Origin of the sequence: Klebsiella sp. I138 (assembly GCF_051131765.1) — a bacterium.
GTDB lineage: Bacteria > Pseudomonadota > Gammaproteobacteria > Enterobacterales > Enterobacteriaceae > Klebsiella.
Map to the genome: position 1 here is coordinate 155,709 of NZ_CP180447.1, position 15,056 is coordinate 170,764.

Below are 15,056 nucleotides of genomic sequence, written 5' to 3' on the forward strand. Positions count from 1 at the left end.
GGCGAGATTACAGAACCAGTGCGGCGATAGACGCTGAGAGCACGCTCACCAGAGTCGAACCGTAAACCAGCTTCAGGCCAAAGCGGGAAACCACGTTTCCTTGCTCTTCATTCAGGCCTTTAATCGCCCCGGCAATAATCCCGATAGACGAGAAGTTGGCGAAGGAAACCAGGAAGATAGAGATAATACCTTCGGCACGCGGAGAAAGCGTGCTGGCAATTTTCTGCAGATCCATCATCGCGACGAATTCATTCGAAACCAGTTTGGTGGCCATAATACTGCCGACCTGCAGCGCTTCACCTGCCGGTACACCCATAACCCATGCAACCGGATAGAAGATGTAGCCAAGGATCCCCTGGAAGGAGATGCTGTAGCCGAACCAGCCGGTGACGGTAGCGAACAGGGCGTTCAGCGCGGAGATTAACGCGATGAAACCGATCAGCATAGCCGCAACGATAATGGCAACTTTAAAGCCCGCCAGGATGTATTCACCCAGCATTTCAAAGAAGCTCTGGCCTTCATGCAGGTTGGACATCTGCAGATTTTCTTCGCTTTCATCGACACGATACGGGTTAATCAGCGACAGGACGATAAAGGTACTGAACATGTTAAGCACCAGTGCTGCCACAACATATTTTGGTTGCAGCATCGTCATGTACGCACCGACGATAGACATGGAAACGGTCGACATTGCGGTCGCGGCCATGGTGTACATGCGGTTGCGTGACATTTTGCCGAGAATATCTTTATAGGCGATAAAGTTTTCCGACTGGCCGAGAATCAGTGAGCTGACGGCGTTGAATGACTCCAGTTTGCCCATGCCGTTAATTTTGGACAGCACGGTACCAATGGCGCGAATGACGATAGGCAGGATGCGAATATGCTGCAAAATACCGATCAGCGCGGAGATAAAGACGATTGGGCACAGAACCTTCAGGAAGAAGAAGGCCAGGCCTTTGTCATTCATATTACCGAAGACGAAGTTGGTCCCTTCGTTCGCAAAGCCGAGAAGTTTTTCGAACATCTCGGAGAATCCTTTCACAAAACCCAGGCCAATATCAGAGTTCAGGAAGAACCATGCCAGCAAAACTTCAATGACAAGTAATTGAATAACATAACGAATACGAATTTGCTTACGGTTATGGCTGACCAGAAGGGCCAGTATAGCCACCACTACGATCGCGAGGATAAAGTGCAAGACGCGGTCCATATTTGCTCCAAATATGAGGCAGGTTAAATTTCTGTGCACATTCTATGTAACAAGACCAAAGAAAACGAGATCAAATCCACACTATTGCAAGGAACTGTGACCAATCACCAAATTAGTGATCAAACATACATTTTTGTTATGTAGCGTAAAGGTTTTAAAAGTTGCTTAGATTGTACTAATCTGTGATCTGGCGAGATGCAATTTCATCAATGCCACTTTTTCGTTGTTAGCCGCTATCGTTCCCCCCTATCAAAGCAATAATGATCATCTTTCTAAATGAACTTGATAATCATTCGCATTTTGATAGCATGAAACATAGCAAAGGCTATATTTCAGAGGCAGAAAATGACAAGCAGTCGCGTTGAGAATAGCAGCGGTCGCGCAGCGCGCAAGATGAAGCTCGCATTGATGGGGCCTGCGTTCATTGCTGCCATTGGTTATATCGATCCCGGCAACTTTGCCACCAATATCCAGGCCGGTGCCAGCTTTGGCTATCAGCTGCTGTGGGTGGTGGTATGGGCCAACCTGATGGCGATGCTGATTCAGGTGCTGTCGGCAAAGCTGGGGATTGCCACGGGTAAAAACCTGGCGGAGCAGATCCGCGATCATTATCCGCGCCCGGTGGTGTGGTTTTACTGGGTGCAGGCGGAAATTATCGCCATGGCGACCGACCTTGCCGAATTTATTGGGGCGGCCATTGGCTTTAAGCTGATTCTCGGAGTGTCGCTTCTGCAGGGCGCGGTATTAACCGGGTTCGCGACCTTTTTGATCCTGATGTTGCAGCGTCGTGGGCAAAAGCCGCTGGAAAAAGTCATTGGCGGTTTACTGCTGTTTGTTGCTGTCGCCTACATCGTAGAGCTGATTTTCTCCCAACCGGCGCTGGCGCCGCTGGCAAAAGGGATGATCGTCCCGAGCCTGCCGAACGGTGAAGCGGTGTTTCTGGCCGCCGGGGTGCTTGGTGCGACGATCATGCCGCACGTCATCTATTTACACTCTTCGCTAACCCAGAATCTGCACGACGGGACGCGAAAAGAGCGCTATAACGCAACTCGCTGGGACGTTGCGATTGCCATGACCATTGCCGGATTTGTGAACCTGGCGATGATGGCCACCGCTGCCGCCGCATTTCATTTTAACGGTCATACGGGGATTGCCGATCTCGATCAGGCTTACTTGACCCTGGAACCGCTGCTAAGCCACGCGGCCGCAACTATCTTTGGCCTCAGTCTGGTGGCCGCCGGTTTGTCATCGACGGTGGTGGGAACGCTGGCAGGGCAGGTAGTCATGCAGGGGTTTATTCGCTTCCATATTCCACTGTGGTTTCGCCGCGCGGTCACCATGCTGCCATCGTTTATTGTCATTATGATGGGACTGGACCCGACGCGAATTCTGGTGATGAGCCAGGTGCTGCTGAGCTTTGGTATTGCTCTGGCGCTGGTACCGCTGCTGATTTTCACCAGTAATTCGCAGCTGATGGGGGATTTGGTCAATGCGCTGTGGGTGAAACGGACGGGATGGGTGATTGTCGCCATCGTGGTACTGTTGAATGGCTGGTTACTGGTTGCCACGCTATTTGGATTGTAATGCAGATAGCCAATAAATCGGGGAGCCATGTGGCTCCCCGACGTTGTTAATGATGGCCATGACCGTGGCCGCGACCGCCGCCCGGTCCACGCCCCCAGCCGTCATGATGATCGCGACGGTCGTTCCAGCCCTCACGATAACCTCGTTCGTACGCATTGCGCTTGTCCCAGCCGCGATGACGCCCGTTATCATGGTGACGCCAGCGGTTGTCACGCCATTCATAGTTACGACGCCAGTAATCACGGTCGCGCCAGCCGCCACCGTCCCAGTAGTTACCGTAATTATCACGATCGCCTATTTGTAATTTTACAGATGGCAGCAGGGTGATCTCTCCGGCATTAGCAACCAGTGGCGCTGTAGCCAAAAGCACTGCAGCCAGAATCAGTGACCTGAACATACTCTTCTCCTTCACGATCGGGGCCTGAAAGCCTGATGAAATGGGCTCTCATTGGGCCTGTTAACGTGATATTACGGGGCGGTAAAGCCCCGCAGCATTGGATGAACTCCTAAATCGCGGATAAGAGCACTTTTTGCTAAAGTAAAATTGTCTTTACGCCGCAAGTATCGCGTCGATCTCTGCACACTCTGCTGCGCTGAAATGGCGGTTAGCCAGCATGCCGATAGCATCATCAAGCTGGGCGGTTTTGCTGGCACCTATCAGAACTGAGGTCACTTTCTCTTCGCGTAAAACCCAGGCCAGAGCCATCTGCGAGAGCTTCTGCCCTCGGGCCTGCGCCAGTGCGTCGAGCCGGCGAACTTTTTCCAGTTTCGCCTCCGTCAACTGATCCGCTTGCAGGAAGCGGCTGCCGCTGGCCGCGCGGGAATCTGCCGGGATACCGTGTAAATAACGGTCGGTTAGTTGACCACCTGCCAGCGGTGAAAACGCAATGCTTCCCACGCCTTCTGCCTGCAGAAAATCGAGTAGCCCATCTTCAACCCAGCGTTCGAGCATGGAATACTTTGGCTGGTGGATAAGACACGGCGTTCCGAGGTCGTTGAGGATGCGCACGGCTTCGGCGGCCTGCTCAAGGGGATAGTTGGAAAGACCGACATACAGCGCTTTGCCCTGGCGTACAATATGGTCCAGCGCGCGCATGGTTTCCTGTAGTGGGGTTTCGGGATCAGGGCGGTGATGATAGAAGATATCAACGTACTCCAGCCCCATGCGCTTCAGGCTTTGATCGAGACTGGCCACCAGATATTTACGCGATCCCCAGTCACCATACGGCCCGTCCCACATGGTGTAACCGGCTTTACTGGAGATAATAAGCTCGTCGCGCCAGGGTAAAAAATCCTCCCGCATGATACGGCCGAAATTGCTTTCCGCAGAGCCCGGTGGCGGCCCGTAGTTGTTGGCTAAATCAAAATGGGTGATGCCAAGATCGAAGGCATGTCGCAGCAGTTGACGGCTGGTCTCTACTTGCGTTTCGTCGCCAAAATTGTGCCAGAGGCCGAGTGAAATGGCCGGAAGCTTTAATCCGCTCCGGCCACAACGGCGGTATTCCATCGTTTGATATCGTGCCGTATTTGCCTGGTAAACCATACTTCCTCCGCAGATAGAACAGGTTGTGTATACGTTTACACTAAAGAATGTTCAGCGCAGAGTACACACCTCAAATGCGTAAATTTTGCTTTCCACATCGATTATTGACCGCTATCTGGACAGTTGGATCGCTTATTCAATACTCAGATCACCTGCAACAGGAAGAGGAGTATGGAGATGCAACCGACTTACACCATTGGCGATTATCTGCTGGATCGTCTCGTAGACTGCGGCATAGACCGCTTGTTTGGCGTACCTGGAGATTACAACTTACAATTCCTCGACCGCGTAATCGCGCATCAAGCGTTGGGATGGGTTGGCTGTGCAAACGAGCTGAATGCTGCGTATGCTGCCGACGGATATGCGCGCATCAAAGGTGCCGGTGCGCTGCTGACGACTTATGGCGTCGGCGAGTTGAGCGCGCTTAACGGCGTGGCGGGCAGCTATGCGGAACATATTCCGGTGCTGCATATTGTCGGTGCGCCCAGCACCGGGGCGCAGCAGCGCGGAGAGCTTCTGCACCATACGTTAGGGGATGGCGACTTCACGCACTTTTCGCGAATGAGCGAACAGATAACCTGCACGCAGGCCACGTTGACGGCGGGTAATGCCTGTCACGAAATCGACCGTGTATTGAGCGATATGCTGACTCACCATCGCCCCGGCTATTTGATGTTGCCTGCCGATGTGGCGAAAGCAAAAGCGACGCCCCCCGCTCGTCGGCTGGAGATTGAGGGACCGCCTGCGGATGAGAATCAACTGGCTGGATTCCGTGAATATGCCGGGCAGATGCTGCGCAGCAGTCGGCAGGTCTCGCTCCTGGCTGATTTCCTTGCCCAGCGCTATGGCCTGCAGGATACGTTACGCGTGTGGGTAGCGAAAACGCCGATTGCCTGTGCCACTATGCTGATGGGGAAAGGGCTGTTTGATGAGCAGCAGCGTGGTTTTGTCGGTACGTACAGCGGTATTGCCAGCGCGCCGCAAACCCGTGAGGCAATTGAAAATGCCGATACTATCATCTGCGTAGGAACCCGTTTTACCGATACCATCACCGCCGGATTCACCCAACATTTACCCCTTGAGCGCACAATTGAAATTCAACCGTTTGCCGTCAGAGTTGGCGATCGCTGGTTCAGTCGCATCCCAATGGATCAAGCGCTTGGCGTATTGATGACCCTCTCTGCCAGCCTGTCCGCAGAGTGGACGTTGCCAGCCTGCTCTGCGCCAGAAGTGGGTAGCGTAACAGGCGGGAATCTTACCCAAGGCAGCTTCTGGAGCACAGTCCAGGAGCAGCTGCGTCCTGGGGATATTATTCTTGCCGATCAGGGGACTGCGGCGTTCGGCGTGGCGGCGCTGAAGCTCCCCTCAGATGCCACCCTGCTGGTCCAGCCGCTGTGGGGGTCGATAGGGTTTACCCTGCCGGCCGCCTACGGCGCGCAAACCGCCGCGCCGGGCAGGCGGGTCGTGCTGATTGTTGGCGATGGAGCGGCACAGCTGACGATTCAGGAACTGGGATCGATGCTGCGTGATAAACAAAACCCGCTGATTCTGCTGCTCAATAACGAAGGTTATACGGTTGAACGAGCGATCCATGGCGCGGAACAGCGCTATAACGACATTGCGCTGTGGGACTGGAACCGCCTGCCTGAAGCTTTTGCCCCCGATGTTCCTTCCCGCTGCTGGCGCGTGACGCGCACGGAAGAGCTTGAGGAGGCTATGGCCGAAAGCATTGGTTCAGATAAACTGACGCTGGTGGAAGTCATGCTGCCCAAAATGGATATTCCCGACTTCCTGCGCGCGGTGACCCAGGCTCTGGAGGAGAGAAACAGCCGCGTCTAATCGTTTCGTCGTCTGGCGATCATCATCGGCTTCCCGGCCAACAGCAGCCAGGCCGGGAGCATAACAATGCACAGCAGAGGTAACAGGGTGGTATCCGGTACCACCACTGCCGCCATAAACAGGCTAAGCCAGCCATCGCGGGTCACCACCAGCGTCATCCCCAGAATAGCGCAGGAGACCGTGATGGCAGCCGGAACGGCATCGACGTGCGCGTGCAGCATTAAGCCGAGCGCCACGCCGACGAATACCGCAGGAAAAATTCGCCCACCGCGAAAACCGCTGGCGGCCGCAATCACCAGTGCCGCCAGCTTCACCAGCGCAATCAGCAAAAAGTCGCCGGCCGTCAGGGTTTGGTTCACGGCGATTTGCTGCATTTCATCGAGGCCTTTAAACAGCGTGATATGACCGCCCACAGCGCCGAGAATCCCCAGCAGCAATCCGCCAACACCCAGCGTTAACACCGGGTTTTTCAGGCGATTCATCAGCGCATGCAGTCGGGGCAAACACCAGACTGCGACCATCCCTACGGCAATCGCAATTAACGTCACGATAGCACCGCTGAAGATATCGACGATATGCATTTGCGGATAAACGGGGACAGGCAACGAGAAATTAGGATGGAAGAACAGGTCCGTGGTCAGGGCGCCCGCAGCAGCAGCCAGCAGAGGTGCAAACAGTCGATCCCACAGCGGCACATCGTTGCTGCTGTTGAGGGTTTGCGAAAAAATCAGCGCAGCGGCCACCGGAGTGCCGAACAGGGCGCCGATAGTGCCGGAGGCGGCAAGAATCGTCCAGTCCAGCGAACTGACGCGGGGGAACAGACGAGAGCCGATAGCCACCGCAAGGGCGATATTCATGACCATTATCGGATGTTCCGGCCCAAGGCTGACGCCGCCCGCCAGACCCAGCACTAAAGCCGCTACCAGGCCCGGCAGCGCGCCGGTGCTGATAGGTGCGCCGATCAATGATTCAGTGGCCGGATCGGGCCCGGCATGTCCCGGGCTAAAACGTACGACCAGACCAACGGCGATACCGGTTAGCGTGAGTACGGCGATAGTCCAGAGCTGACCGCTGGATTCGATACCTAAACTCAACGGTATGCTGGACCAGATAAAATGTTGCAGTATGGCCGCAATCTTCATCGTCACAATCAATACAAGGCTGGAAGCGATACCAATAATCACTGCGGGTATCGATAACAACAGCATCGTTCTGGCGCGCGGATGCAGCATGAAACATTTCCTTTTAAAGGTCGTGAAGCACGATTTTGCCTTTGCCTCTGAAGGGCGTCGATGCAAATGGTGCTGAAACGATAAACTGACGGCTATGCCTGACGATCCCGCAGTGCGTTGAGAATCATTTTGCACAGATTACAACCTAAATGTGACATAGGTCGCTAAACTGTGGGCACTTATACGTTGGTCGTTGTTGTTAAGGCATCATGAATTTACAGTGTGCCAAAAGAATCATTTTGACTTTAGTGGAGCCGTAACGGAATGACAAAATTTGCTTTAGTAGGAGACGTCGGCGGAACCAATGCCCGACTGGCATTATGTGATATTGCAAGCGGGGAGATTTCCCGGGCAAAAACCTATTCCGGGCTCGATTACCCCAGTCTTGAAGCCGTTGTCCGTGTCTATCTGGACGAGCAGGGCGTTGAGGTTGAAGACGGCTGTATCGCGATTGCCTGTCCGATCACCGGTGACTGGGTGGCGATGACCAACCATACGTGGGCTTTTTCCATCGCAGAGATGAAAAAGAACCTCGGGTTCTCGCATCTGGAAATCATCAACGATTTTACCGCGGTATCGATGGCGATCCCGATGTTGAAGCCCGAGCATCTGATTCAGTTTGGCGGTACGGCGCCGGTAGAAGGGAAACCTATTGCCGTTTACGGTGCGGGAACCGGCCTGGGCGTCGCGCATCTGGTGCATGTCGACAAACGCTGGGTGAGTCTGCCGGGTGAAGGCGGTCACGTTGATTTCGCGCCGAACAGCGAAGAAGAGGGGATTATCCTCGAAGAGCTGCGCGCTGAGCTGGGCCACGTTTCCGCCGAGCGCGTGTTATCCGGTCCGGGGCTGGTTTATTTGTATCGGGCGATTGTGAAAGCCGACGGTCGCCTGCCGGAAAATCTCCAGCCGAAAGATGTCACCGAACGCGCGCTGGCCGACACCTGCATCGACTGCCGTCGCGCGCTGTCGCTGTTCTGCGTGATTATGGGGCGCTTTGGTGGCAACCTCGCGTTGACGCTGGCGACCTTCGGCGGCGTATATATTGCCGGCGGCATCGTTCCGCGCTTCCTGGAGTTCTTTAAGGCGTCCGGTTTCCGCGGCGGGTTTGAAGACAAAGGGCGTTTTAAAGCCTTCGTCCAGGATATTCCGGTCTACCTTATCGTTCACGATAATCCGGGCCTGCTAGGTTCCGGGGCGCACCTGCGCCAGACGCTGGGGCAGATTCTTTAAAACTGTGCTGGTCAGATAGCCCGTTCCGGCGTTGCCGAGCGGGCTATTCCCTTTCTACATCCCTGCTACAGATGCATGAGCTGGCGAAATTCTTTAACCTTGCTGCGGCTGACCGGCACCTGAAACTCCAGATCGCGTAAACGCAGGATGTAGGTGTTGTTGAACCAGGGCTCAATCTCGCGGATTTTATTCAGGTTAACGCAGTATGAGCGGTGACAACGAAAGAAGTGCGCTGGCGGCAGTTTGCCGCAAAACTCCGTAATATTCATTGGCATCACGAACGACTCCCGACGGGTATACACGAAGGTCATTTTTTCGTGGGCTTCCGCATAGTAAATATCGTGAATGCTGGTCACGATAATTCGCTCATCTTTAATCAGATTTATCGTATCGTTTTCCCGCTGAGGATTGGCTGGCGACCCGGCCTGACCGCCCGTCTGCTGCTGTTGCCAGGCGCTGGTCAACTTTTGCAGCATGTTAATGATCCGTGATTCCTGATATGGCTTCAAAATGTAGTCGAATGCTTCCAGTTCAAATGCCTCCACCGCATGCTCTTTCCAGGCGGTGATAAACACAATAAACGGTTTATGCGCAAACTGACTGATGTTTTGCGCCAGCAGAACGCCGTCCAGCGAGGGAATGTTGATGTCGAGAAAAATGGCATCGACCTTGTTGTGCTGCAGGAACTTCAGCACGTCAAGCCCGTCGTCGAACGTGCCGACAATCTCCATCTGGCTATGGGTATTAATTAACCACGTGAGCTCCTGCTGCGCCGGGAACTCGTCTTCAACAATGATGACTTTCATTTTTTCTCCGTTCATGGCAGCAGAGACACCGGAGTGGTCTGGGAGGCGAGCTTATCCGGCACGTAGAACGCAATCTCCGTACCCGGATTCATGCGGCGGATATGCAGCCCTTCGCCATACAGCAATTTTACCCGATGGTGTACGTTAAGCAGGCCGATTTTATTACCCGGCATTTCATCCGCCTCCACACGTGCGACCACGGCAGGATCGATACCATTTCCGGTATCTCGAACGCTAATCCTGACCCGATTGCCGCACTCGGTGATGCCAATAGTGACCACTCCTTTGCCCTTGCACGGCTGGATCCCGTGGACGATGGCATTCTCCACCAGCGGCTGAATCAGCAGGCTCGGTATCACGCAGCTGACCTCATCATCAATATCGTAGATAACGGTCAGTTTATCGCCGAAACGCGCCTGTTCGATGGCAATGTAATCCTTGATTTGGTACAGCTCTCGTTTGATATCAATCTGCTCGTCATCTTTTAATTCAATGTTATAGCGCAAATAGCGCGACAAATTGAAAATGAGCTGGCGGGCAGTGTCCGGATTCATGCGAATTGAAGATGAAATGGCATTGAGGGCGTTAAAGAGAAAATGCGGGTTGATTTTGCTCTGTAAGGCGCGCAGCTCGGCCTTGTTGGCCATTTCGCGCAGCTGCTCCGCTCGCGAGACTTCCAGCTGGGTGGAAATAATTTGCGACAGCCCGACGGCCATCTCCTGCAGAGAAGAGGTGATGCGGTGGGCATGGCAGTAATAAATTTTCAACGTTCCGGTGACGACACCTTTTTCGCGTAGCGGAATGACCAGCATCGAGTGAATTTCAGGCGTTCTGTAGGCCTCATCATTATTTTTAATAATGATCTTCCCACTCTCGATTGCCTGACGTGTCGTGGGGCTGATGTCATTGTCGCTATCGTGGTAGTTGCTTTCACCAAACCCGACGTAGGCCAGAACCCGGTCGGTGGTGGTGATGGCTACCGCATCAGCATTGATATCGCGGCGAATGATGTCGCAAACCTGGCGCAGGGATTCGCTGTTTACCTTGCGAAAGAGCGGTAGCGTCTTGTTGGCGATATCCAGCGCCAGTTTTGCCTGACGCGCGGCGCTGGCCTCTTTTTCGCCTTCTACGCTCTGGACCAACAGCACGATAAAGCCGATACAGACGCTGCCAAGGATCATCGGGATCCCGATTTTGGAGACGATATCCATGCCCAGTGAGAACGACGGCGCCCAAAAGACCACGAGGATCATGGTTAATGTTTCGCAGAGCATCCCGGCGAGAATCCCGACCTTCCAGCGCTGTGCTTTCGGGACCTTACTGTTAATCAACCCCGACAATAGCCCAGCGACGATACTGGTGATAAAGCAGGGGATGGCGGTCACGCCATCAATATCAATGAGATAGCGATGCACGCCGGCGATAGCGCCGACGATAGCGCCAACCCAGGGGCCAAACAGAATACCGCCGGACATGACGGCGATAATTCGCACGTTGACCAGGGAACCCTCTACCGGAACGCCAGACCAGGTGCTGAACAGGGCAAACAGGGAAAAAATGGCGATAACCGCCAGCAGCTCTTTCGGCGTATGTGCAGACTTATGCAAAAGCTCGCGAAACAGACGCAGGCGAATCAGGAAAAAAAGGCAAATCAACATGAGTGCCGCGCGGTCAAAAACCGCCAGCAGCATAGTGAATATTTCGTGCATGGGTGCGCCGTGTCTATCGCGGGAAAGAGACATGATAAAAAACCTGGCGGCAGAAGGCCAGCCGAAGCGTCGAACAGAGAAATGGCACACTAAAAAAAGGGGATTAATGATGACGCCAGAGTCTGTCTGCTGAGCCGTCGTAGAATGATATAAACAGGTAAATTAATAGATATTAATATGTTGCATTCATTTTTCGATCCGGCTAAATCGGGAACAGCAGCTGCCGTGTTGTATGATGCTGATGCCCGCTTTTTTCGCCAGCGATTATTTTTCTCTCACCCCCTCGACAGCATCATTTTTTTCGGGTTATTTTCTAATCTCGTCGCAAACGCGACAGCGTCGCTCGGACGGTCCGGGCGCTAACGTTACTCTGAGGAATCTATGACTGAATCCAGTCCTGAACGCCGTTTCACACGTATCGATCGTCTGCCCCCTTACGTTTTTAACATCACGGCTGAACTGAAAATGGCTGCGCGTCGGCGCGGCGAAGATATTATCGATTTCAGTATGGGCAACCCCGACGGCGCGACGCCACCGCATATCGTTGAAAAACTGTGCACCGTGGCGCAGCGGCCAGATACGCACGGCTACTCGACTTCCCGCGGTATTCCTCGCCTGCGCCGCGCAATTTCGCGCTGGTATCAGGATCGCTATAACGTCGAGATCGATCCGGAATCGGAAGCGATTGTTACAATCGGCTCAAAAGAGGGGCTGGCACATCTGATGCTGGCGACGCTGGATCATGGCGACACGGTGCTGGTGCCGAATCCCAGCTACCCAATTCACATCTACGGCGCGGTTATTGCCGGTGCGCAGGTGCGTTCGGTGCCGTTGGTGGAGGGCGTTGATTTCTTCAACGAGCTGGAGCGGGCGATTCGCGAAAGCTACCCGAAACCGAAAATGATGATCCTCGGTTTCCCCTCCAACCCGACTGCGCAGTGTGTCGAACTGGAATTCTTTGAAAAAGTGGTGGCGCTGGCCAAGCGATACGATGTGCTGGTGGTACACGATCTGGCCTATGCCGACATCGTCTACGATGGCTGGAAGGCGCCTTCAATCATGGAAGTTCCCGGCGCGCGCGATGTGGCCGTTGAATTCTTTACGCTCTCTAAAAGCTACAATATGGCCGGCTGGCGTATCGGCTTTATGGTCGGCAACAAAACCCTGGTCAATGCGCTGGCGCGGATTAAAAGCTATCACGATTACGGTACATTCACGCCATTACAGGTTGCGGCGATTGCTGCACTTGAAGGCGATCAGCAGTGCGTGCGTGATATTGCGGAGCAGTACAAGCGCCGCCGCGATGTGCTGGTCAAAGGGCTGCATGAAGCGGGCTGGATGGTCGAGTGTCCTAAGGCATCAATGTACGTTTGGGCGAAAATTCCCGAGCAGTATGCAGCGCTGGGTTCGCTGGAGTTTGCGAAAAAGCTGCTTCAGGATGCCAAGGTCTGCGTTTCGCCAGGTATCGGCTTCGGCGACTACGGTGATACCCATGTGCGCTTTGCACTTATCGAAAACCGCGATCGTATCCGCCAGGCCATTCGCGGGATCAAATCGATGTTTCGTGCTGACGGGCTGCTTCCCGCATCGGGCAAGTCGGCCGGCGAAAGCCACGAGTAACCGCGCGAATTAAAGAACAGCATCAACAAAAAACGGGAGCCGCTGGCTCCCGTTTTTTTGACACTGGCTGTGCTTAAATCATCAGGGCAAAAGTACCGGCCCAAACGATGACCATAAAAGACACGCCCATAATAAAGTATTTCACGACTCATCACTCCGCGTTCTCGGCGAAACGCCTAAATGAATTTAATCTTCATTGTTGATTCTGATCTGTCGCAGTAAAACCAGATGATTCTGGCGGCTGCGGCAGGTCGAAATTCTGTGCTGTAACTGCTCCAGATGGCGCTAATGTACGCCTAAAAAATGAGGGAAACAAGAGGCATTTTTTTATTAATTTTTAGTTACTTACGAGTGTCGTGATTCGGCGACACATTAATTTCATTCGGTAATAAATTCCATTCTGGCGACGGCTTTTCGCCACATCAGCCTTCAGGCGATAGCTGTTTGATTTTGGGATTTATTCTAATAGGACATGCCGGTTATGCGGCGCGGAAAACGCTCTCCCGCGCCGCAACGTGCGGGCTTAATCGACGGCAGGCTCCGGCTGACGCCAGGCGTGCGGATAGCGTGCCGGTATAAAACGCAGGGTGATGCCCATCAGCACAATGACGCAGACGGCATGAAGCGCCCAGTCGAGCACATAATTGCCGCTCAGGCTTCGTAACAACCCCGACAGCCACGGAGACGCGCCGGCAACGATAAAACCGATACCCTGCATAAAAGCCACCAGCCGGCCAGCAATCGCCGGCTGCCGGGCGTGATCGAGCGCCAGTACCAGGCACAGCGGGAATGCGCCGCCCAAACCGATGCCGCAGCTCATGGCCCAAAGCTGTGGGACCTGTAGCGGCAGCCAGATAAACCCGCAGAAACCGATGAGCTGGAGCAACAGTGTCAGCAGCAACAGCCTGCGGCGATCGTCGTGGCGTGCCAACATGGGAATCAATAGTGCCCCTGCGGTCTGCCCTACGGTCATGATAGCCAGCAGGGTTCCGCTGAACTGAGCGCTGTGACCCGACTGCATATAATAAGGGGGGAGCCAGGCGATCAGGCTGGTGTAGCCGCCGTTAATCAGGCCAAAGTAGAGCCCGAGCGTCCAGGCGCGACGGCGGCGGAAGACGGGCGCGGTTACCGAAGCGCCGACCGGATGTGGCGCGGCGGACGGGCGGCGGCTCACCGACCACCAGCCGAATAGTGCCGCGACGGCGGGCAGTGCCCACCAGGCAAGGGCGTGGTACCAGACGGCGCTGTGCTGTGCCAGCCACGGCGTCAATGCGGCCCCCAGGCCACCTCCGCCCATCAGCGCCGCGGACCACAGCCCCATGACCTGCGGCGTCCGGTGCGGAAACTGACGCTTGATGACTGCCGGAATGGTCGCCTGAATAATACCAATCCCGATCCCACCGAGCAGAGCGCTGCTGAGCAGAAGCCCGCTGCGCGGCGCGAATTCACGGAGCAGAGCGCCAGCGGCGATCACCATCAGGCTCAACACAACCCCCCGGCGTTCGCTGATCAGTCGGTCAGTCCACGGACTCGCCAGCGCCAGGAACCCCATTGCGATGACCGGGATCGCGGTGAGCAGTGAAACGAGGGTAAAACCCATTCCACTGGCCTGCTGTAACTGTGGAAGAAGTGGGCCGATGGAGGTCAAAAGCGGGCGCATATTGATACCAACCAGAACCAGCACCAGAAGCATCAGGCGGTTGCGGCAGGTCGGGCTCATTGTTGTTTATCCGCCCACAGTTGGTAAAGCGCGAGGCCCTCAGGCTGAGGGCTATGGTGAATCGCAAGCGACTGTGTTTCCAGCGGCTGACTTAGCTGGTAGTAGATTGCGGCGGTGGAGAGACGGAAAGGTTCGCCATCCCGGTTACTGTTTGCGAAATAAACCTCGCGTATACCGGTCAAATAGATAGCACTCAGACACATCGGACAGGGCTGGCCGCTGGCATAAATGATGCACTCATTGAGCACCCGACTGCCCAGGCGCAGCGCGACGTCGCGAATCGCGTTGAGTTCTGCATGAGCAGTCGGATCGCCGTTTTGGTGGAGGGTGTTGACGGCCCGGGCGACAATGTCGCCGTTGTGGACGACGACAGCCCCAAACGGGCGCCCGCCGTTTTCAACATTGGTTTTGGCCAGGGCAATGGCGTGCTGAAGATAGATATCGTGAACAGACATAGCGGCTCCGGAAAAAAGCGGACTTGTTGCGGGAAGAGGGAAAGCTGCGGTTGCGCATCCGGTCAGAGTACGCATCTTGTTTCATAAGTTAAAAGACTTATTTATGAT

General features: G+C 54.6%; 14 protein-coding genes. 5 read left to right on the top strand and 9 right to left on the bottom strand.

From position 1 onward, the window contains the following. Window positions 1-7: 7 nt before the first annotated feature. Window positions 8-1,210 carry a NupC/NupG family nucleoside CNT transporter gene (locus ACMYSK_RS00715; protein WP_041146639.1) on the bottom strand — a complete coding sequence of 401 codons (1,203 nt, stop codon included), beginning with the start codon at window positions 1,208-1,210 and terminating at the stop codon, window positions 8-10. Between the two features lie 308 nt (window positions 1,211-1,518). Between ACMYSK_RS00715 and ACMYSK_RS00720 the strand changes: the two genes are divergently transcribed. Next, window positions 1,519-1,575, top strand: coding sequence for a hypothetical protein (locus ACMYSK_RS00720; protein WP_420805094.1), 57 nt, complete (start codon window positions 1,519-1,521; stop codon window positions 1,573-1,575). Further along, window positions 1,556-2,794, top strand: a complete 1,239-nt coding sequence (locus ACMYSK_RS00725; protein ID WP_434639435.1) for an Nramp family divalent metal transporter — start codon at window positions 1,556-1,558, stop codon at window positions 2,792-2,794. Before ACMYSK_RS00720 ends, ACMYSK_RS00725 begins: the two co-directional genes overlap by 20 nt. Before the next feature lie 46 nt (window positions 2,795-2,840). Here the strand turns inward: ACMYSK_RS00725 and ACMYSK_RS00730 are convergent, their stop codons facing one another. Both ACMYSK_RS00730 and mgrA read right to left on the bottom strand, forming a co-directional pair. Next, on the bottom strand, window positions 2,841-3,191 hold the full coding sequence (locus ACMYSK_RS00730) for a DUF2502 domain-containing protein (RefSeq protein WP_434639437.1): 351 nt from the start codon (window positions 3,189-3,191) through the stop codon (window positions 2,841-2,843). A gap of 153 nt (window positions 3,192-3,344) precedes the next feature. After that, a complete protein-coding gene (gene mgrA, locus ACMYSK_RS00735; RefSeq protein ID WP_434639439.1) occupies window positions 3,345-4,337 on the bottom strand; it encodes an L-glyceraldehyde 3-phosphate reductase in 993 nt (330 codons plus the stop codon). Between the two features lie 177 nt (window positions 4,338-4,514). Between mgrA and ACMYSK_RS00740 the strand changes: the two genes are divergently transcribed. Continuing rightward, window positions 4,515-6,176, top strand: a complete 1,662-nt coding sequence (locus ACMYSK_RS00740; RefSeq protein WP_434639441.1) for an alpha-keto acid decarboxylase family protein — start codon at window positions 4,515-4,517, stop codon at window positions 6,174-6,176. On the opposite strand, the gene ACMYSK_RS00745 is transcribed toward ACMYSK_RS00740, so the two are convergent. Continuing rightward, on the bottom strand, window positions 6,173-7,408 hold the full coding sequence (locus tag ACMYSK_RS00745; RefSeq protein ID WP_434639443.1) for an ion channel protein: 1,236 nt from the start codon (window positions 7,406-7,408) through the stop codon (window positions 6,173-6,175). The genes ACMYSK_RS00740 and ACMYSK_RS00745 overlap by 4 nt on opposite strands. A 264-nt stretch (window positions 7,409-7,672) precedes the next feature. Between ACMYSK_RS00745 and glk the strand changes: the two genes are divergently transcribed. Next, window positions 7,673-8,638 carry a glucokinase gene (glk, locus tag ACMYSK_RS00750; RefSeq protein ID WP_434639444.1) on the top strand — a complete coding sequence of 322 codons (966 nt, stop codon included), beginning with the start codon at window positions 7,673-7,675 and terminating at the stop codon, window positions 8,636-8,638. Between the two features lie 65 nt (window positions 8,639-8,703). Here glk and ACMYSK_RS00755 read toward each other — a convergent pair whose 3' ends face one another. Continuing rightward, entirely contained in the window at window positions 8,704-9,444 is a 741-nt protein-coding gene (locus ACMYSK_RS00755) for a LytR/AlgR family response regulator transcription factor (protein ID WP_434639446.1), read from the bottom strand. Between the two features lie 11 nt (window positions 9,445-9,455). Next, on the bottom strand, window positions 9,456-11,153 hold the full coding sequence (locus ACMYSK_RS00760; RefSeq protein WP_434639448.1) for a LytS/YhcK type 5TM receptor domain-containing protein: 1,698 nt from the start codon (window positions 11,151-11,153) through the stop codon (window positions 9,456-9,458). A gap of 381 nt (window positions 11,154-11,534) precedes the next feature. Between ACMYSK_RS00760 and alaC the strand changes: the two genes are divergently transcribed. After that, on the top strand, window positions 11,535-12,773 hold the full coding sequence (gene alaC, locus ACMYSK_RS00765; protein ID WP_434639450.1) for an alanine transaminase: 1,239 nt from the start codon (window positions 11,535-11,537) through the stop codon (window positions 12,771-12,773). A gap of 73 nt (window positions 12,774-12,846) precedes the next feature. On the opposite strand, the gene ypdK is transcribed toward alaC, so the two are convergent. The 3 genes from ypdK to ACMYSK_RS00780 form a co-directional block, all read right to left on the bottom strand. Next, window positions 12,847-12,918, bottom strand: coding sequence for a membrane protein YpdK (gene ypdK, locus ACMYSK_RS00770; protein ID WP_099130696.1), 72 nt, complete (start codon window positions 12,916-12,918; stop codon window positions 12,847-12,849). A gap of 378 nt (window positions 12,919-13,296) precedes the next feature. Continuing rightward, on the bottom strand, window positions 13,297-14,493 hold the full coding sequence (locus tag ACMYSK_RS00775) for a cyanate transporter (RefSeq protein WP_434639452.1): 1,197 nt from the start codon (window positions 14,491-14,493) through the stop codon (window positions 13,297-13,299). Further along, a complete protein-coding gene (locus ACMYSK_RS00780; RefSeq protein WP_434639454.1) occupies window positions 14,490-14,948 on the bottom strand; it encodes a nucleoside deaminase in 459 nt (152 codons plus the stop codon). Before ACMYSK_RS00780 ends, ACMYSK_RS00775 begins: the two co-directional genes overlap by 4 nt. Window positions 14,949-15,056: the final 108 nt, after the last annotated feature.

Bases quoted from the DNA above. Each gene is read 5' to 3' on its own strand.
- mgrA (WP_434639439.1), bottom strand. From the start codon at position 4,337: ATGGTTTACCAGGCAAATACGGCACGATATCAAACGATGGAATACCGC.
- ACMYSK_RS00745 (WP_434639443.1), bottom strand. From the start codon at position 7,408: ATGCTGCATCCGCGCGCCAGAACGATGCTGTTGTTATCGATACCCGCA.
- glk (WP_434639444.1), top strand. From the start codon at position 7,673: ATGACAAAATTTGCTTTAGTAGGAGACGTCGGCGGAACCAATGCCCGA.
- alaC (WP_434639450.1), top strand. From the start codon at position 11,535: ATGACTGAATCCAGTCCTGAACGCCGTTTCACACGTATCGATCGTCTG.
- ACMYSK_RS00780 (WP_434639454.1), bottom strand. From the start codon at position 14,948: ATGTCTGTTCACGATATCTATCTTCAGCACGCCATTGCCCTGGCCAAA.
- ACMYSK_RS00755 (WP_434639446.1), bottom strand. From the start codon at position 9,444: ATGAAAGTCATCATTGTTGAAGACGAGTTCCCGGCGCAGCAGGAGCTC.
- ACMYSK_RS00715 (WP_041146639.1), bottom strand. From the start codon at position 1,210: ATGGACCGCGTCTTGCACTTTATCCTCGCGATCGTAGTGGTGGCTATA.
- ACMYSK_RS00775 (WP_434639452.1), bottom strand. From the start codon at position 14,493: ATGAGCCCGACCTGCCGCAACCGCCTGATGCTTCTGGTGCTGGTTCTG.
- ACMYSK_RS00730 (WP_434639437.1), bottom strand. From the start codon at position 3,191: ATGTTCAGGTCACTGATTCTGGCTGCAGTGCTTTTGGCTACAGCGCCA.
- ACMYSK_RS00740 (WP_434639441.1), top strand. From the start codon at position 4,515: ATGCAACCGACTTACACCATTGGCGATTATCTGCTGGATCGTCTCGTA.
- ACMYSK_RS00725 (WP_434639435.1), top strand. From the start codon at position 1,556: ATGACAAGCAGTCGCGTTGAGAATAGCAGCGGTCGCGCAGCGCGCAAG.
- ACMYSK_RS00760 (WP_434639448.1), bottom strand. From the start codon at position 11,153: ATGCACGAAATATTCACTATGCTGCTGGCGGTTTTTGACCGCGCGGCA.